The organism is Mycobacterium sp. SMC-17, from assembly GCF_045310915.1.
Taxonomy (GTDB): Bacteria; Actinomycetota; Actinomycetes; order Mycobacteriales; family Mycobacteriaceae; genus Mycobacterium.
This window is the reverse complement of sequence record NZ_JBJIAK010000001.1, coordinates 75159-92480: the sequence shown is the minus strand read 5'-3', so window position 1 is coordinate 92480 and position 17322 is coordinate 75159. Positions and strand designations below refer to the sequence as shown.

At 68.1% G+C, this 17322-nt stretch carries 18 protein-coding genes; 7 read left to right on the top strand and 11 right to left on the bottom strand.

Going from position 1 to position 17322, the window contains the following annotated elements:
- Positions 1-8: 8 nt before the first annotated feature.
- Positions 9-1478 (bottom strand): ComEC/Rec2 family competence protein, encoded by a 1470-nt coding sequence (locus ACJH7A_RS00410; protein WP_346414388.1) that lies wholly within the window; start codon positions 1476-1478, stop codon positions 9-11.
- Positions 1475-2293, bottom strand: coding sequence for a ComEA family DNA-binding protein (locus tag ACJH7A_RS00405; protein WP_406784465.1), 819 nt, complete (start codon positions 2291-2293; stop codon positions 1475-1477). Before ACJH7A_RS00405 ends, ACJH7A_RS00410 begins: the two co-directional genes overlap by 4 nt.
- 197 nt (positions 2294-2490) lie before the next feature.
- On the opposite strand from ACJH7A_RS00405, the gene ACJH7A_RS00400 reads away from it, so the two are divergent.
- From ACJH7A_RS00400 to ACJH7A_RS00385, 4 genes are all read left to right on the top strand, one after another.
- Positions 2491-3807, top strand: coding sequence for a hypothetical protein (locus ACJH7A_RS00400; protein ID WP_346414386.1), 1317 nt, complete (start codon positions 2491-2493; stop codon positions 3805-3807).
- 162 nt (positions 3808-3969) lie between these two features.
- Positions 3970-4542, top strand: a complete 573-nt coding sequence (locus tag ACJH7A_RS00395; protein WP_346414385.1) for a helix-turn-helix domain-containing protein — start codon at positions 3970-3972, stop codon at positions 4540-4542.
- Positions 4543-4672: 130 nt separating this feature from the next.
- Positions 4673-5227, top strand: coding sequence for a DUF4865 family protein (locus ACJH7A_RS00390; protein WP_346414384.1), 555 nt, complete (start codon positions 4673-4675; stop codon positions 5225-5227).
- Between the two features lie 102 nt (positions 5228-5329).
- A complete protein-coding gene (locus tag ACJH7A_RS00385; protein WP_064979341.1) occupies positions 5330-6379 on the top strand; it encodes a dihydrodipicolinate reductase in 1050 nt (349 codons plus the stop codon).
- Positions 6380-6390: 11 nt separating this feature from the next.
- On the opposite strand, the gene ACJH7A_RS00380 is transcribed toward ACJH7A_RS00385, so the two are convergent.
- The 9 genes from ACJH7A_RS00380 to ACJH7A_RS00340 all read right to left on the bottom strand — a co-directional run bounded on the left by ACJH7A_RS00380 (position 6391) and on the right by ACJH7A_RS00340 (position 13729).
- Entirely contained in the window at positions 6391-6597 is a 207-nt protein-coding gene (locus tag ACJH7A_RS00380) for a hypothetical protein (RefSeq protein WP_318985516.1), read from the bottom strand.
- Positions 6598-6772: 175 nt separating this feature from the next.
- Positions 6773-7609: a DegV family protein gene (locus tag ACJH7A_RS00375; protein WP_406801267.1), complete on the bottom strand. Its 837-nt coding sequence runs from the start codon at positions 7607-7609 to the stop codon at positions 6773-6775.
- Between the two features lie 2 nt (positions 7610-7611).
- Positions 7612-8364: a diglucosylglycerate octanoyltransferase gene (gene octT, locus ACJH7A_RS00370; RefSeq protein ID WP_346414383.1), complete on the bottom strand. Its 753-nt coding sequence runs from the start codon at positions 8362-8364 to the stop codon at positions 7612-7614.
- Positions 8354-9022: a glucosyl-3-phosphoglycerate phosphatase gene (gpgP, locus tag ACJH7A_RS00365; protein WP_346414382.1), complete on the bottom strand. Its 669-nt coding sequence runs from the start codon at positions 9020-9022 to the stop codon at positions 8354-8356. The genes octT and gpgP overlap by 11 nt, the downstream gene beginning before the upstream one ends.
- Complete coding sequence (gene rsfS, locus ACJH7A_RS00360) at positions 9019-9441, bottom strand: ribosome silencing factor (RefSeq protein ID WP_064979345.1); 423 nt, start codon at positions 9439-9441, stop codon at positions 9019-9021. Before rsfS ends, gpgP begins: the two co-directional genes overlap by 4 nt.
- Positions 9438-10052 (bottom strand): nicotinate-nucleotide adenylyltransferase, encoded by a 615-nt coding sequence (nadD, locus tag ACJH7A_RS00355; protein ID WP_346414476.1) that lies wholly within the window; start codon positions 10050-10052, stop codon positions 9438-9440. Before nadD ends, rsfS begins: the two co-directional genes overlap by 4 nt.
- Before the next feature lie 70 nt (positions 10053-10122).
- Entirely contained in the window at positions 10123-11568 is a 1446-nt protein-coding gene (locus tag ACJH7A_RS00350; RefSeq protein WP_318985520.1) for a VWA domain-containing protein, read from the bottom strand.
- Between the two features lie 10 nt (positions 11569-11578).
- The gene (locus ACJH7A_RS00345) at positions 11579-12469 is read right to left on the bottom strand and encodes a MoxR family ATPase (protein WP_346414381.1); all 891 of its coding nucleotides are present in this window, start codon (positions 12467-12469) and stop codon (positions 11579-11581) included.
- Positions 12470-12481: 12 nt separating this feature from the next.
- Complete coding sequence (locus tag ACJH7A_RS00340) at positions 12482-13729, bottom strand: glutamate-5-semialdehyde dehydrogenase (RefSeq protein ID WP_212812297.1); 1248 nt, start codon at positions 13727-13729, stop codon at positions 12482-12484.
- A gap of 56 nt (positions 13730-13785) precedes the next feature.
- Between ACJH7A_RS00340 and ACJH7A_RS00335 the strand changes: the two genes are divergently transcribed.
- The 3 genes from ACJH7A_RS00335 (at position 13786) to ACJH7A_RS00325 (ending at position 17255) form a co-directional block, all read left to right on the top strand.
- Entirely contained in the window at positions 13786-14652 is an 867-nt protein-coding gene (locus tag ACJH7A_RS00335) for a ribokinase (RefSeq protein ID WP_212812298.1), read from the top strand.
- A gap of 60 nt (positions 14653-14712) precedes the next feature.
- On the top strand, positions 14713-15963 hold the full coding sequence (locus ACJH7A_RS00330; RefSeq protein ID WP_212812299.1) for a cytochrome P450: 1251 nt from the start codon (positions 14713-14715) through the stop codon (positions 15961-15963).
- Between the two features lie 113 nt (positions 15964-16076).
- Entirely contained in the window at positions 16077-17255 is a 1179-nt protein-coding gene (locus ACJH7A_RS00325) for a DUF2306 domain-containing protein (RefSeq protein WP_213020308.1), read from the top strand.
- Positions 17256-17322 lie beyond the last annotated feature (67 nt).

Here is a 17322-nt window from a genome sequence, read left to right as displayed (position 1 = left end):
GCGCCAGTTCATGGCCGGATCGCATTTCCCCGTCGCCGGCGCCACGCGGCCAGCAGCAGCGCGCCGCCCACTGTCGTCGCGCCGAGCAGCAGCGCGCCGCCCCAACCTGACGGGACACTCACCGCCGCGCCCGGAACCGCGGCACTCCGCCGCGCGACATGCAACAACCACCACAGTTCGGGTCCGGTGAACCGGATCAACAGTTGCGCCGCGGCCGGCCAGCACCACGCCACCGCCGCAGCCGCGGTGCCGAGGATCGTGATGGGTGGAATAACCGGGGCGACAAGGAGATTGGCCGCCACCGCGACCAGACTGAGGCTACCCGAGATCGCCGCTACCAACGGCGCCGTCACGAGTTGTGCGGCAACGGCGACGCACACGGCGTCGGCGAGCGGCTTCGGCCAACCGCGGCCCACCAGTCGGCGCGACCATCCCGGCGCGATGACCACGAGGCCCGCCGTCGCCACCACGGACAGCGCGAAGCCCGCGTCCACCGCGAGCGCCGGCGAGAGCACCATGAGCACCAGCACGCTGGCCGACAACGCGGGGATCGCCTGCCGCCGCCGATGCACCAGCATGCCCAGCAACATCACCGAACCCATTGCCGCGGCCCGTAATACGCTCGGCGAAGGTTGCACGATGACGACGAACGCGAACAGCGTGACCGCGGCCAGCGCCACTGCCATCCGCGGACCCACCAACGCCGCGCTGAGGAGCACCGCGCCGCACACGATGGTCACATTCGCGCCCGAGACCGCCGTCAAGTGCGTCAACCCCGCCCGGCGGAACGCGGCCGTCGTGTCCGACTCGACCGCCGACACGTCACCGAGCACCAGACCAGGGAGCATCGCGGCCTGATCGGGCGGCAACGCCAGTCGCGCGGCCTCGCCGAATTCGGCCCGCACGTGTGCCGCCGCGCGCTGCCCGGTCGAGGCTGTCCCGAACCGGGGCGCGCCCACGGCGGCCAGCACCGCCACCGACAGGTCGCGCCGCTTCGGCCGGGTGACCCTGGCCCGGAACGCCATCGGGCGGCCCACGCCGACCTCCGAATACCCGACGGCCGGCGCGAAAACCATGACCCGCCCGGATGATTCGGCCTCCTGAAGCCTCTGCAACGACGCCGCGAACATGAGGCGGCCACCCTGGATGGTCTTCGGCGACTCCGACGGCGTGACGGTCACCGTCACCGTCGTGCCGAACCGCGCCGCCAAAGGGTGGGTGTCGACCGCGTGTACCCGCACCGTCGCGACAATCGCGAATGCCGCACCCACCGCCGCCACGGCGAGCACCGCGGGCCAGCGCACCGAGCCCATCCACAGCCCGACTCCCACGGTGCCCGCCACCGCAACAACCACCGCCGCCAGCGCCGCCCACGGCCCCCACCACACGCCGGCCGCCGTCACCGTCCAGCACGTCACGGCGGCCGGCACCAGCCGCAGGTCGATGCCGGGGACATCCGGCGCGGGGCTGGCCGTCACACCTTGACCAGGGCACGCAGTTTCTCCAGCCGGCCCGGCCCGATGCCGTCGACCTCGCCCAACTGGTCGACACTCGCGAACCGGCCGTTGGCACCACGCCACGCCACAATCGCTTTCGCCATGACCGGACCGATGCCGGGCAGACCGTCGAGCTGCTCCTCCGTCGCGGTGTTCAGATCAACGGGTCCTTGTGCACCACTGCCTCTTCCGTCGCCGGGCGGCACCTTCTCCGGTGGCCCCGACGTCGCGCCCGCCGAACTACGCATCACCGCGGGCGAACCCAACGGCGCGGTGATGCCGACCAGAATCTGCTCCCCGTCGGCCACCTTGCGGGCCATGTTCAGCCCGACGAGGTCGGCTCCCGCCAGCGCTCCCCCAGCTGCGGTGACGGCGTCAGCGATGCGGGCGCCGGCGGGCAGCGTCACCAGCCCCGGCTTGTGAACCAGGCCCGCCACACTGACCACGACGTCCTCAGCCTTGGCCGCGGGCGCGGGCGTCCCAGGCACGGAGGACGAAACCATCTGTACGGGTGGCAGTTTCGCCGCGGTCACCGGCGGCTTGTCATCGCCGAGCACTGCGATGACGGTCACCAGGACCGCGACCACGCCGACCACGGCGAGCGCGATGACGCCCGCACGCCCGGGGTCGGCCCGCACCGTCGCGAGCCACCCCGACTTGCCAGGCATGGCGTCGGGCAACCACCGCGACAGCGAGGTGTCGTCGTTCGAGTCGGGCTCTGCGTCGGGGTCCGTCGCGTCGCCGGGCTGCGCGGCCAGCCGGCGCTGCGCCCGATCGACCGGTGTCTGAGTGACCATGCCCGCGACGTTAAGCACCGCGTCCGACCGGAACGGCGCCAAAAGGCCGCCCAACGCGCGGCCTGTGGATCAATCGCGTTCTGTGGATAAAAGTGGGCGGCTTCGATCCCAACCGGATCGATCGCCGCCAAAATTGGCATCGTGGTGCGCCGAACTGTGGGCCGACATGCGCCGCGAGCCCTAGAGTCGGGGTGACCATGACGACCCAAATACCTTCGCCACGTTTGAGTTTGACCGCACAGCAACGCGAAGCGCTGGCCGCGGCGGCGAGCTTCCCGCTGTTGAGCGCGATCCAGGGCAGGCGGTCGCGGCGCTTCCCCGTCGGCGGCTCCATCCCATCGGGACCGTTGGCCTACACCAGTAGCCGCGACGTCGAACCACTCGACGAGGTCGAACGCGCACTGATCCTCGCGACGGTAACCGGTGTAACCGGCTGGCATTTCGGGATCAGTCACCATCCCGGATATGCACCGGCGTTCCCGAACTACAGCGGGTCGGCATCAGGTCGCACGTTCCCGTCAGCCGCGGGTTTCGAGATCGTCGAGTTCTTCTTCACCGATGACTCGGGCACCTACTTCCTGTCGTCCCGAGACACGGCACCGACAGTGCCGGTCAACGACGGCGTGGTCGACATCGACGACTGGCTGGCCGCGACGGCGTCGTCCTATCGCCAGCTCTCCACCGATCGCATCCACATTCCACGGTCGGAGCCGTACCTCGAAGGCCACAACACGTGGATCGCCAATCACCCCGGCTCCCTGCTGGTCATCCCGGTCGCCGACATCGCACAACATCTCTTGGCCAATCTGGCGTTCTTCCTGCAGAACGGCTACCTGATCTATGACGACGTCAACAACCGGCCGATCCCGGGATTGAAGGAGGCCGCCGCGGGTCTGGCGCACCGGGACGACGACCCTTTCCCACTGACCTTCGTCGAGCAGTACTCGCTCACGGAAGCCACCGCCGAGTTGATGACGAGCGTCTACAACGGGCACCTACTACTCGGGGCGCTGGGCCTGGGCGGTTGGACGTTCGACGGTATCGACCGGCTCACCATCCTCGGCGCGTCCGGCGACCCGGAGGTTCCCGCGCTGGGATTCAACGTCCAAACCGACGAACGGTGGGCACTGCCCAATCCGACGGGGCTGGACGGCGTTTTCGAAACGTACAGCCGCCCGCACTACCCGGACATCGCGGCTGCGGTGCGCGCCTTCGCCGACCGAAAATTCGGCCCCGGCGGGCCTTTTCACCCGGACACCCCAGGGCCGTGGCGGGATTCGCGGGCCGTGCGTTCGGCCGCGGCTGGGCACGACGAGCAGTTCATCACCTTGCTCACCATCGCCGCGCAATACATCGACGATACGTTCGGCAAGTTTCCCGGCACCGTACCCACCGTGCACATCATGAATTACCTTCAGGCACAACACATCGACCTCGGGTTCTACGACACGCATTTCCAGCCCGGGGCGTATCTGTCGACCCACGCCGAGCACGACCGGATTTGGCACGGGTGACCGGACTCCAGCTCACAGACCGTTCTGACGAGGCCTCTCCATGTCGGATGCTGGACGTTCCCGCGACGCTTGAACCTCCGCACCCTGCGCCCGTCCGCCCGCAGGCTCACAGCAATCGGGACCCTTTCACTTGACGACTGTAACTACTAGTACGTATGTTTCGTGATTGTGCAAACACGCGCCCGTCTTGTGAACGCGACTCAAGAGCTGCTCTGGGAACGCGGTTATGCGGCAACCAGCCCAAAGGACATCCTGAGCCGCGCGGAAGCAGGGCAGGGCAGCATGTACCACCACTTCGCCGGAAAACAGGAGCTCGCGGCCACAGCCTTGGCAGAGAGCGCAGCCACGATGCGCGCCGAAGCTGACCTTCTACTCTCGGGTGACGGGACGGCACTCGAGCGGGTGATCGCTTACCTAGAACGCCAGCGCGATTCGTTGCGGGGCTGCCGCATGGGGCGCATGACCTACGACGCCGATGTTTTGGCGACACCAGATCTTCTCCGCCCGGTTGCAGAGACCCTCGGCTGGTTGGTCGACCGCATCGCTCAGGTCATTGGCCAGGGCATTGACGAGCGCGAGTTCCCCGCCGCCACAGACGCACATCAGCTCGCATCCATGGTGGTCGCGACCGTCCAGGGAGGCTACGTCCTCGCGCGGGCGCAACAGGACCCAGCTGCTTTCGAGGCGGCGGTACAAGGAGCTGCAGGCCTCCTACAGAGCCGGAATCTGCGATGACCGCCGTAGCTGGGCATGCCGCCATGACCCACGTGGCCCATCAGGAGACCGCAACCGACGGAACCACCACAACGTGGTACGAGCCTGTTGCTGACCGGGCCCACGTCCAGGCGACCAAGAGGCATCACTGATGTACGCCATGCAATATCAGATCGCATTGCCCACCGACTACGACATGGGCATCATCCGGAACCGGGTGCGCAGGACCGGCCACCTCTTCGACGGCTTCGCCAGCCTCGAGTTCAAGGCCTACTTGATCCAGGAGAAATCCCAAGGCGCTCCCCGAAACGCGTACGCCCCGTTCTATGTCTGGCGCGACATCGACGGCATGCGCAACTTTTGCTGGGGCGAGCCGGGCTATTCCGCCATCGTTCGAGACTTCGGCCGGCAACCGATCCAAGACTGGACGCTTCACAAGATCGTCCACGGCCCCGCCGCCTACGCACAAGCCCGCAGCCTCACCGTGAAGTCTGCGTCGCTGCCTTCCGCTGCCGCACCGTCCGATTGCCTGGATCCGATCACCCAACGGTTTCTCGAGCACGTCGAAGACACCACTGTGGCCCTCGTGACCGCTGTCGATATAACCAGCTGGACCCTCATCCAGGTCGAACTCTCGACAGAGGAGCCCGATCAGACCTTGACCCACATGGCCGCCTACGAAGTCCTGCACGTCTCCGCGGCCTGACGGGTTCGCACCGCCGCCGGCTCCAGCCCACCACCGGGACCACCGGGTAGACACCTGCGGCATAGTGTCTAGCGAAAGCACAGCCCCAACGAGGAGGCCTCCATGACCACCGACCGCCCGCTCCGCGTCATCCAGTGGACCACCGGCAACATCGGCAAGCGATCCCTGCACGCCATCATCGCCCGTGACGACATGGAATTGGTCGGCGTCTACGCGTACGGCGCCGAGAAGGTCGGGGTGGACGCCGCCGAACTGGCCGGTTGGCCCGAACCCACCGGAATCAAGGCCACCAACGACATCGAAGAGTTGGTGGCGCTCAAGCCGGATGCCTGCTGCTACAACCCGATCTGGCCCAGCGTCGACGAGCTGGTCCGCCTGCTCGAATCGGGCATCAATGTGTGTTCGACCGCAGCCTGGATCACCGGCGGCAAGCAGAGCCCAGAGGACCTCGCGCGCATCCAGAAGGCTTGCGAGGCAGGCAATTCCACGATCTTCGGCAGCGGCGCACACCCCGGCCTGACGAACATGATGGGCATGGTGCTGTCCAGCGCGTGCGAGAGCGTCGACGAAATCCGTATCACCGAGTCGGTCGACTGCGGCGTCTACGAATCGGCCGGCACCATGGCCGCGATGGGTTTCGGCAAGGACCCCGAGACACCGGGCCTGGCCGAGAGCGTGCGCCTGGAGAGCGAGGTGTTCGCCGAGTCAGCCGCGATGATGGCCGATGCCATCGGAGCCAAGCTGGACCGGATCACCTTCGACGTCACCTTCACCCCGGCGACCGAGGATTCCGACCTCGGGTTCATGCAGATCCCCAAGGGCACGGTCGCCAGCGTCTACGGCTATCACCGCGGTTGGGTCGGCGACAAGAACGTCGTCAGCGTCGGCTTCAACTGGATCATGGGCGAGCACGTCACCCCGCCGAAGCCCGTGGCGCACGGTCACGTGATCCAGGTGTTCGGCGTGCCCAACATGCGCACAGTCGTGTACTGCCTGCCGTCGAAGGACTGGAGCGAGGTGAGCCTCAACGGTCTCGGCATGATCTACACCGCGCTGCCGGCCACCAACGCAGTACCTGCGGTGGTGGCGGCAGCGCCGGGCATCCTGACGCTAAAAGATCTGCCGCCGGTCACCGGCCGGTTCGCCGGCTAGTCCAAAAGCATTCACAGCCGGTACATTTCGCGCGCCATGAGCGCGTCTTCGATGAAGTCGAAGTGTGTCTCGTAGACCGGGTTCTCCGGGTGGTGCTCGTCGGCCAGCCGGTGCATGGCCTGGCCGACGGAGCGCTCCATGTTGGTGATCCACTGGGGCACCGTGGGTGCGTGAAACGGCAGGGCGTGGGTCCAGCCGAGGTTCAGTGTGTGGCTCATCGTCGTCACCTTTCAATCGGGGTTCGCGGCGACGGAGTGCCGCGCGGGATTTCAGAGTGCGACGACGACGGCGCCGGATCGCGAGTAGACGGGTACTCGAAAACCGACCAGCGCCGCGCGCTTACCCGCGTAGTTGTTGGCCGACTGCCGGAAAAGCTCCCCGCTGCCGGGGCCGCTAGTCCTGCGTATTGACGATGACGCCGACGGCGCCGGAGCCGACATGCACCGCCAGCACCGGCCCCATGTCGGTCACGACAAGTGAATCGACCTGGGGCAGGCGGGAAGTCAGTGCGGCGCCGATCTGCGCGGCGTCGTCGTGGTTGTCGACGTGGTGTACGGCGATCGCTGCGGGCCGCTCACCGACCAGCGCGACCACCCGTTCGATCATCGCGGCATGAGCCTTGGCCACGGTTCGGATTCGCTGATCGAGCATCAGCCGGCCGTCGATGTCCAACTGCAGCAACGGCTTCAGCGACAATGCGGTGCCGAGCCAGGACGCGGCGGTGCCGATGCGGCCACTACGCCGCAGGTTGTCCAAACGGTGGACGACGATGAACCCGTGCTGCCGCCCGGATTCCGCACGCGCCAGCGCCTCAACGGCATCCAGATCCGCGCCGGCCGCTGCAGCGCGGGCTGCAGCCAGCGCGACGAAGCCGACCCCCATCGCCGCCGATCGCGAATTGACCACGCGCACAGACGAACCCAGCTCACGGCCCACGGCCGCGGCGGAACTGAACGTGCTCGACAGACCGGCCGACAGATGCACCGCCACGACGCCGTCGCCGCCGCTGTCGGCCAGCGCCTGCTTGTAGACGTCGGTCAGATCCGCGGGCGCCGCGCCCGAGGTGGACACATGCGACCGGTCCTGGATGTCCTGCGGAATCGGGTCGATCCCGTCCTGGTAGTCGGTGCCGTCCTGCAGCACATGCAGCGGCACGACCCGGATGTCCCAGCGCTTCAACTCATCTGGGTCAAGCCGAGCCGACGAGTCGGTGACCACCACCACTGCCATGGCTAGTCGTCGGTCCGCTGCGACACCACACCGGCCTCGGCCAGCCCCTTGAGCATCAGTTCGGCGACGGCACGGTGCGCCTCGAAGTTCCAGTGGATACCGTCCGGGTTGGCGCGGCCCGACATCACCTCGTCACCGACGGCGGCCTTGAGGTCGACGACCGGAATCTGCTTCCCCTCAGCCCAATCGGTGATCGCCGCGACGGTGGCGTCGCGCCAGCGGTGCGAGCTGCCGTAGGTCTCCGCGATGTGCACCGACGGGATGGTGGCGACGAACGGAATGCCCGGGCGGTTGAAATCGATTGCCCCGCGGGTCTCTTCGAGATATTCGACCGTCAGGTGCGCCGGCAGCGCGGGCCGCGCGATCGGTGACAGCCGCGGCTGCAGCCAGCCGTAACCGTCGCGCACGATGCGGCGCAGCCACGGCGGCCGCACGTAGCGGATCAGTTCCCGCAGTGCCGTCGGCAACGGCGACGGCAGCGAGTCCATGCCGCACGTCGCGAAGATCACCGCGCCGGCCTTCGGCAACGCCGCCCACGACCGCGGATCCTGCGTCGCGGCCCACCACACGTCGCGGCAGGTCCAGCCGATGCGGCCGATCAGCTCGAGGTCCCAACCGAGTTGGGACGCAACGATGTTGGGCCAGATGCGTGGATCGTCGGACGGCAGCCCGCCGGTCGGCCCGTAGTAGGACAGCGAGTCGCAGAAGACGAGAAGGACAGGCTTCTGCGAGGCAGTCGGCGTGTCAGAGGACATCGTTGGCCACCTGAGCCGAGGCGTTCCACACATCCAGGCGCCACTTCACCGGATCGTCGTCGGCCAGTCCGGCACTGTGCCCCGACAGCTGCACCCAGCTGGCGTTGCCCATGCCGCCGAGGATCGGCCAGTTGTCGACCGGCAGCTCCAGCAGGGCCGCGGTCAGCGCGGCGATCAGCCCGCCGTGCGCGACGAGCACCACGGGGCGGTCGACCTCGTCGACACCCCATTCGGGCAGATTGCGCAGCTGCTCCTGCACCACCGGAAGGGCGCGGTTCGCCACGTCCACCCGGCTCTCGCCGTTGTGCGGCGCCCAGCGGGCATCGTCACGCCAGGCCAGCCGCGCACCGGGCGCAATGTCGTCGACCTCGTGATGGGTCAGGCCCTGCCAGTCCCCGAGGTGTGTCTCGCGTAGCCGCTCATCGATCGACACCGGCATCCCGGCCTGCTCCCCCAGCGTCGTCGCGGTGTCGAGGGCGCGGCGCAGATCGGAGGACACGATCACCAGGGGCTGACGCTTGGCCAGCACCTCGGCCGCCGCCACCGCCTGCGCCCGGCCCAGATCACTGAGGTCGGTGTCGAGCTGGCCCTGCATCCGGCTCGTGGCGTTGTACTCCGTCTGACCGTGACGCAGCAGCAGGAGGCGGCGGTTCCTCACTCTCGGCCCTCGGCGGACTCGTCGGATGCGTCGTCTCCGTCGGGGTTGACCGGCAGCTCACCGTCGAGGTCGACCTCGACGGCCGGACAGTCCCGCCACAGCCGGTCGAGCGCGTAGTACTCGCGCTCCTCCTGGTGCTGGATGTGCACCACGATGTCGACGTAGTCGAGCAGCACCCAGCGGCCCTCGCGGGCACCCTCGCGACGGGCCGGCTTGTGGCCCGCCCAGCGCATCTTCTCCTCGACCTCGTCGACGATGGCGTTGACCTGGCGGTCGTTGGACGCGGAAGCGATGACGAAGTAGTCGGTGATGACCAACTGATCCGAGACGTCGATGACGCTGATGTTCTCGCCCAGCTTGGCGGACGCCGCGCGGGCGGCGACCGTCGCCATGCTCAGGGCTTCGGGGGTGGCGGTCATGAACTCTCCTGCTTGTTCGTGGCTTGATAGAGGCCACGTTTGGACACGTATTGGACGACGCCGTCGGGCACCAGGTACCAGATGGGCCGGTTGGCCTGGGCGCGGCGACGGCAGTCGCTCGACGAGATGGCCAGCGCAGGCACCTCGACCAGGGTCAGGGCGTCGAGCGGCAGTTCTTTCTGTGCCGCCTCGATGTGTTTCCCGTCCAGCTCGTAGCCGGGCCGGCTGACCCCGATGAACCGGGCCGTGGAGAACAGTTCCTCCCAGTTCTGCCACGACAGGATCGAGGCCAGCGCGTCGGCGCCGGTGATGAAGAACAGGTCGGTGTCCGGGTTCTGCCGGGCCAGGTCGCGCAGAGTGTCCTTGGTGTAGGTCGGGCCACCACGGTCGATGTCGACGCGGCTCACGGAGAACCGTGGGTTGGCGGCCGTCGCGATGACCGTCATCAGGTACCGGTCCTCGGCGGCGGTGACGTGCCGATCGCGCTTCTGCCAGGGCTGCCCGGTCGGCACGAAGATCACTTCGTCGAGTTCGAACAGGTCGGCCACCTCGCTGGCCGCGACGAGGTGTCCATGGTGGATGGGGTCGAACGTCCCACCCATCACGCCCAGCCTGCGTCGAGTCACGATTGGCCAGCTTACTGGAGCCCCTGATACCCGCGAACGTGCGTGTTTGCGGGAATCAGACGGGCAGCAGGTTGTCGATCACCGACGCGAGCTGCTTCGCGGACCGGCATTCGTGCATGGTGATGACGTCCTGGTACTTGGCCGTCGCCGAGTCGCCGCTGCCCCACAGGTGCTTGGGCTCGGGGTTGAGCCAGTGCGCGTGCCGGCTGGCGTTCACCATGTGTGCCAGCAGGTCGGCCTGCGGGTTGCGGTAGTTGTTGCGGCCGTCGCCGAGCACCAGCAGGGCCGTGCGGGGCGAGAGCGCATTGGGCCACTTGTCCATGAACGAGACGAACGCGTGGCCGTAGTCCGAGTGCCCGTCCCGCGTGTAGACGGCGGCCTCGCGGGTGATCTTCTGCACCGCGACGGCCAGGTCGGCGTCGGGGCCGAACAGCTCGGTGACTTCGTCGGTGGTGTCGATGAAGGCGAAGACCCGCACCCGCGAGAACTGCTGACGCAGGGCATGCACCAGCATCAGCGTGAAGTGGCTGAAGCCCGCGACGGAGCCGGACACGTCGCACAGCACCACCAGCTCGGGACGGGCCGGGTGCGGTTTCTTGAGGACGACCTCGATGGGCACGCCGCCGGTCGACATCGACTTGCGCAGTGTCTTGCGCAGGTCGATCTGGCCGGCATGGGAACGACGCCGACGCGCCGCGAGCCGGGTGGCCAGCGTACGGGCCAGCGGCGCAACGACATTACGCATCTGCCGCAGCTGATCGCCTGACGCCCTGAGGAATTCGACGTTCTCGGCCAGCTGCGGAATACCGTAGGTCTGCACGTGGTCGCGGCCGATCTGCTCGGCGGTGCGCCGCTTGGTCTCCGACTCGACCATGTGCCGCAGCTGCGAAATACGCTTGGCGGCAATCGCTTTGGCGATCTGCTCCTGCGTGGGCGTGGGCTCGTCGCCGTACGGCGCCAGCAGTCCGGCCAGCAGCTTGCCTTCGAGCTGGTCCAGCCCCATGGCCTTGAGCGCCTGATACGACGAGTACGACGGGCCGCGACTCGAGTTGTACTTGCCGTAGGCGTCGACGATCTGCGCGATCATCGCCATCAGGCGGTCGTCAAGGTTCGCCATGTCCGCGTCGGACAGCAGGTCGATCAGCGCCGCGCGCATGCCCTCGACGTCCTCGGGCGGGATCCGGTCGGGCCGGTTCTCCGGATCCTCGTCGTCGTCGAGTTCCAAGACCGCCCGATCCCCCATGGCCGCGGGGAACCACAGGTCGAACAGCGCGTTGTACGTCTCGCGGTGGTCGGGCCGGCGCAGCACCGCACACGCCAGACCCTCGCGCAGCACCATGCGGTCACCCAGTCCCAGGGTGGCCATCACCCGGCCGGCGTCGACGGTCTCCGACGGCCCGACGTTGATGCCCACCTTGCGCAGGGCCTCCACGAACCCCACGAGGTGGCCCGGAATGCCATGCGGGGCAAGCGGTTGCGCGGGCGTGCGGGCGACGGCCATGCGGACTCCCCTAGTTCAGCTTCAACTCGCCGATGGCGCGCTGCTGATCTGACTGGTGTTTGAGCACCACACCCAGCGTCGCGGCGATCATCTCGTCATCGATGGTGTCCATGCCCAACGCCAGCACCGTCCGGCCCCAGTCGATGGTCTCGGCGACCGACGGCAGCTTCTTGAGCTGCATGCCGCGCAGCACACCGATGATCCGGACCAGCTCGTCGGCGATCTTCTCCGGCAGCTCGGGCACCCGGGACAGCAGGATGCGCCGTTCCAGATCGGGGTCAGGGAAGTCGATGTGCAGGAACAGGCAGCGACGCTTGAGCGCCTCGGACAGTTCACGGGTGGCGTTCGACGTCAGCACGACCAGCGGTGTCTGCTGCGCCGTGATGGTGCCGAGTTCGGGCACGGTGACGGCGAAGTCGGACAGGATCTCCAGCAGCAGGCCTTCGATCTCGATGTCGGCCTTGTCGGTCTCGTCGATCAGCAGCACGGTGGGCTCGGTGCGGCGGATGGCCGTCAGCAGCGGCCGGCTCAGCAGGAACTCCTCGCTGAACACGTCCATCTTGGTCTGGTCCCAGTCACCAGACTGCTGACCCGATTGGATGCGCAAGATCTGCTTGGCGTGGTTCCACTCGTACAGCGCGCGGGCCTCGTCGACGCCCTCGTAGCACTGCAGCCGCACCAGCTCCGACCCCGTGCACTGGGCGATGGCCCGGGCCAGTTCGGTCTTGCCGACACCCGCCGGTCCTTCGATCAGCAGCGGCTTGCCCAGCCGGTCCGCCAGGAAAACCGCTGTGGCCGTTGCGGTGTCGGGCAGGTATCCGGTTTCGGTGAGTCGCTTGGCGACGTCATCGATGGCGGCATTTTCGCCGAACAGCGGCACCGAACGAGCGGGTGTACTCAAGTTCTTCTCCTCTTACACGGGCCGGGTCTGGCCGTCGCCCCACACGATCCATTTGGTGGAGGTCAGTTCCGGCAGCCCCATCGGACCGCGCGCGTGCAGCTTCTGGGTCGAGATGCCGATCTCGGCGCCGAAGCCGAACTGCTCACCGTCGGTGAAGGCCGTCGACGCGTTGACCATCACGGCGGCAGCGTCCACCTGCTCGGAGAACCGCTGGGCCGCAGCAAGATTGGTCGTGACGATCGCCTCGGTGTGCCCGGTGCCGTACTCGTTGACATGCGCGATGGCGCCGTCGACACCGTCCACCACGGCCACCGCCATGTCCAGCGACAGGAACTCGGCGCGCAGCTCGTCTTCGCTCGGGTCCAGATGCACCGTCACCCCGGCGTCCTGCAGCGCGGTCACCAGCCGCGGCAGCGCGGTGTCGGCGATGGCCCGGTCCACCAGGAGGGTCTCGGCCGAGTTGCACACGCTGGGACGGCGGGTCTTGGAGTTCAGCAGGATGCTCTCGGCCATGTCGAGATCGGCGGCCTCGTGAACGTAGACGTGGCAGTTGCCGACACCGGTCTCGATGGTCGGCACGGTGGCGTCGCGCACCACGGCGTCGATCAGGCCGGCGCCGCCGCGCGGGATCACGACGTCGACCAGCCCGCGAGCCTGGATCAGGTGGGTGACGCTGGCGCGGTCCTCGCTGGGCAGCAGCTGCACCGCGTCCTCGGGCAGGCCCTCGGCGGCCAGCGCCGCCCGCAGTGCGGTGACCAGAGCCGCGTTCGACCGGGCTGCCGACGAGCTGCCGCGCAGCAGCGCCGCGTTGCCGGACTTCAGCGCCAGCCCGAAGGCGTCGACCGTCACATTGGGCCGGCTCTCGTAGACCATGCCGACCACGCCGAGCGGCACCCGCTGCTGACGAATCTGCAGACCATTGGGCAGCGTGCTGCCGCGCAGCACCTGACCCACGGGGTCCGGCAGCCCGGCGACCTGCCGCAATCCGGCGGCGATGCCGTCGAGGCGCTGGGGGTTCAGGGCCAGGCGGTCGATCATCGCCTCGGCGGTGCCGGCGGCGCGTGCGGCGTCGATGTCCTCGGCGTTGGCGGCGAGCACCAGGTCCGCGGCGGCGAGCACGGCATCGGCCGCGGCGTGCAGCGCGCGGTTCTTGGCTTCGGTGGTCAGCGTGGCCAGCACGCGCGACGCGACGCGGGCCCGCCGGGCGGCGTCATGCACCTGCTGACGCAGATCGGTGTCCGTAGCTGCGTGCACACTCATTAACCCAGGGTAACGAGGTATCGGCGGTCCGGGCCGGTCGGGGCTACGGTGGCCCGGTGACTCGCATCACTGTCGTGGGCAGCGTGAACATGGACCTGGTCTTCGATTTGGCCGACCTGCCGGGACCGGGGCAGACGGTGCTGGCGTCGTCATTGCATTCGGAGCCCGGCGGCAAGGGCGGCAATCAGGCCGTCGCGGCGGCCCGGGCGGGTGCCGATGTCCAGCTCGTCGCCGCGCTCGGAGCCGACGCCACGGGCGGCGCGCTGCGAAAGCACTTGCAGGACAACGGCGTCGGTCTGGTCGCGACCGTCAGCCTGCCGGTCCCGAGTGGTACCGCGGCGATCATGGTCGGCCACAACGCCGAAAACATGATCGTGGTGGCGCCGGGCGCCAACGGACACCTGACCCTGGACTCCGCACACGTTCGCGCGGTGGTCGCCGATTGCGACGTGCTGTTGCTGCAGCTGGAGATCCCGCCGGCCACCGCGCTGGCGGCGGCGCGGCTGGCGAAGGACGCCGGCGCGACGGTCGTGCTGAACGCCTCTCCTGCCGGCACCGATCCGGAGGTGCTCGCCGCGCTGGCCGCCGTCACCGACGTTGTGATCGTCAACGAAACCGAAGCCGCCCAATGGCATTGGCCCGTCCCACACCTGGTGATCACGCGGGGCGCCGACGGCGCGGAGCACCGCACGGCGGACGGTGAGACACAGGTCCCGGCGCCCCGGGTCGAAGCCGTCGACACCACCGGCGCGGGTGATGTCTTCGCCGGCGTTCTGGCTGCGGGTTGGACCGCGGACCCCGCGCATGCCCTCCGGCGGGCCGTCACAGCCGGCGCGCTCGCCACCCTGACACCCGGTGCCGGCGATTGCGCACCGCGAGACGAGGTCATCGAGGACGCGCTGGAAGACGACGCGTCAAACTGACGCGCAGATATACGCCACTTGGCGGATGATCTGCCGGCCGCGACGCCGGATAGTCGACGCATGACCATTGCCAGCGGTATTCCGAGCGTCTTCGACGTCACGCTTCCGGCGATCGACTATTCGGGCGCGCAAAGCCCCGACGAAGCGCAGGCGATCCTCGCGCCGGCGCGGGCGCAGTCGCCGATCGCGATGGGGCCGCACGGGCAGGAGGTGCTGACCTACGACCTCGCGCACGAAGTGCTGCGCGATCCGCGATTCCGGATACCCCAGGGCATGTTCCTCGTGGCGCAGGGCATCACGTCGGGCCCGGTGTGGGACCGCGTCAGCGCATCGATCATCAGCATCGACGGTCCCGAACACACCCGCCTGCGCCGACTGATCGCGACGGCCTTCAGCCGCCGCGCCATCGAACGCCTGCGCACCACGGTCGTCGACGTCGTCAGCGATCTGATCGACCGCCAGGTGGCCCGCGGGCACTGCGACGTGGTGACCGATATCGCGCGCCAGTACCCGACCCCGGTCATCTGTGCGCTGCTCGGCGCCCCCGCCGAGGACTGGGCACAATTGTCGGCCTGGGTGGACGATTTCATGCAGGCCTTCGACTGGCACGTCGCCGAACACGAGACCGCGATCCTGACCGCGTGGGACGCGCTTGATGACTACATCGACGACATGGTTGCCCGTCGGCGCGACAATCTCACCGACGATCTGATCTCGGATCTCATCCGCGCCGAGGAGGACGGTGACCGGCTCAGTGCCGACGAACTGCGCATGCTGTCCACCGGCCTGCTGGCGGCCGGCACCGACACCACCCGCAACCAGGTGGCCGCTTCGGTACAGGTCCTGTGTGAGCACCCGGACCAGTGGGCGCTCCTGGGGGCGCACCCGGATATGGCCGACCGTGCCGTCGAAGAGACCATGCGGCACTCCCCCATCGTGATCAGCTCGCTGCGGATGGCCCGCGAGGATGTCGAACTCGCCGGAATGCTGTTTCCCGCAGGAACTTTCCTGCAGGTGAACACCGGCGCGGCCAACCGCGACCCCGCCGTGTACGACGATCCCGACCGCCTCGACATCACCCGCGCGGGCGCCCCGGCGATGCAGACCTTCGGCGCCGGGATGCACTACTGCCTCGGCGTGCACCTGGCCAAGATGGAGCTGGCCGAAGCGCTCGCCCTCATGACCCAGCGCATGCCCAACGCCCGCGTGACCGGGCCGGTGCCGTGGAAACCGTTGGTGGGCCTGAGCGGACCGCTCACCCTGCCCATCGCCTTCGACCCCGTCGATCAGTCATGGCGGGCGGCTTCCTGAGCGAGCTGTCTGCGCGCGCCGAGTGAGGGTGCCACCGCCCAAAACCACACAGACGTTGCGATTCAGCAAATACTGCGGGTTTGCCGTGGGTGGTCCTAGAATCTGACGTTCAAATGGACGGTCACAAGGGAATCGCGGTGTCACGGCGATTCTTCGTGCTCACGGTCGCCATCGCCGTCTTCTATGTACCGCTGGCACTCAATTACACCTGGCCACTTTTCGCCCCTGGCTTGGCGCGCTGGCAGGACGCCGTCAACACCGTCATCAACGGTGATCACTACGCGATCGGTGACGGGTCCGTCGAGTCGGTACGCCACGGCGCCTACGCCGAGCATCGCGTGGTTCTCATGGTGCACACCACGTTGGCCGGACTTGCCTTGACTCTGGGGCTGTTTCAGTTCTCGTCGCGGCTGCGCAACCGCCGGCCGGCGGTGCATCGCTGGATCGGCCGCAGCTATCTGGCACTGATGTCCATCAGCATGCTGACCGCGTTGGTGTTCCTGTACGTCACGCCGCCGGCCCAGCACTTCATCGGCCCGGCATTCGAAACCCAGTTGCGCGCCTTGGCAATCGGCACCCTCGGCAGCGCGTGGTACGCGGTCTACGCGATCCGCCGCCGCGACGTGATCACGCACCGGGCCTGGATGACCTACGGCATCGCCCTGATGATGACGGCGCCGTTGCTGCGCGTGATCTGGATCGGGATTCAGCCGCTGATCCCCCAACACGATCTGCTGACCAACATCGGCGTGGGCTCCATCGTCCTCGGCGTCGTCGCGCCCGGCAGCGCGGTGTTCGCGTTCATGCTGACGCAACGATCGTCACCCGACACCCAAATCGGTTCGGCTCCAAGGTGTTCGGCTCCAAGGTGGACGTACGGCGCTGCCGTGGGATTGGCGATTGCCGGCTCACTCGCCTACGCCGGCCTCGTGGTGCGACTGCCGGCGCCGATACCGCACGGCCTCGCGCTCTTTCATCTCGTACCGGCCTGGATCAGCATCGCAATCGCCGCACGTGGGGTGTTCCGTGCCCGCGCCGCGGGAGATGTGGCGCGCGAACGGCAGTGGCGCTGGCTGTTGTGGGGCTTCGCCGCGGCCCCGACGGCGGCCGCCTTGTACGCGCAGATCGTGCCGCCGGCCTTCACGACGGCCGACGCCGTTCTCGCCGGCGGCATGGACGGCCCGGTCATCCCGATCACCGTCGCCTTCGCGCTGGTGGTGCGTGCGGCCGCGCGGTCTCAGCGTCGGACCGACGACGACCTTGATGAGCCGAACGTGCTCGCCGCCGCGTGAGCGCGGCGGCAAGTTATCCACAGAACGCGATTCATCCACAATCTGCGCCTGCCACGTAGTTTGAAGC

What these genes read in the sequence shown, in the direction of transcription:
- ACJH7A_RS00405 (WP_406784465.1), bottom strand. Translation starts at nt 2,293, where the DNA reads ATGGTCACTCAGACACCGGTCGATCGGGCGCAGCGCCGGCTGGCCGCG.
- ACJH7A_RS00400 (WP_346414386.1), top strand. Translation starts at nt 2,491, where the DNA reads ATGACGACCCAAATACCTTCGCCACGTTTGAGTTTGACCGCACAGCAA.
- ACJH7A_RS00390 (WP_346414384.1), top strand. Translation starts at nt 4,673, where the DNA reads ATGTACGCCATGCAATATCAGATCGCATTGCCCACCGACTACGACATG.
- ACJH7A_RS00385 (WP_064979341.1), top strand. Translation starts at nt 5,330, where the DNA reads ATGACCACCGACCGCCCGCTCCGCGTCATCCAGTGGACCACCGGCAAC.
- ACJH7A_RS00380 (WP_318985516.1), bottom strand. Translation starts at nt 6,597, where the DNA reads ATGAGCCACACACTGAACCTCGGCTGGACCCACGCCCTGCCGTTTCAC.
- ACJH7A_RS00375 (WP_406801267.1), bottom strand. Translation starts at nt 7,609, where the DNA reads ATGGCAGTGGTGGTGGTCACCGACTCGTCGGCTCGGCTTGACCCAGAT.
- octT (WP_346414383.1), bottom strand. Translation starts at nt 8,364, where the DNA reads ATGTCCTCTGACACGCCGACTGCCTCGCAGAAGCCTGTCCTTCTCGTC.
- rsfS (WP_064979345.1), bottom strand. Translation starts at nt 9,441, where the DNA reads ATGACCGCCACCCCCGAAGCCCTGAGCATGGCGACGGTCGCCGCCCGC.
- ACJH7A_RS00350 (WP_318985520.1), bottom strand. Translation starts at nt 11,568, where the DNA reads ATGGCCGTCGCCCGCACGCCCGCGCAACCGCTTGCCCCGCATGGCATT.
- ACJH7A_RS00340 (WP_212812297.1), bottom strand. Translation starts at nt 13,729, where the DNA reads ATGAGTGTGCACGCAGCTACGGACACCGATCTGCGTCAGCAGGTGCAT.
- ACJH7A_RS00330 (WP_212812299.1), top strand. Translation starts at nt 14,713, where the DNA reads ATGACCATTGCCAGCGGTATTCCGAGCGTCTTCGACGTCACGCTTCCG.
- ACJH7A_RS00325 (WP_213020308.1), top strand. Translation starts at nt 16,077, where the DNA reads ATGGACGGTCACAAGGGAATCGCGGTGTCACGGCGATTCTTCGTGCTC.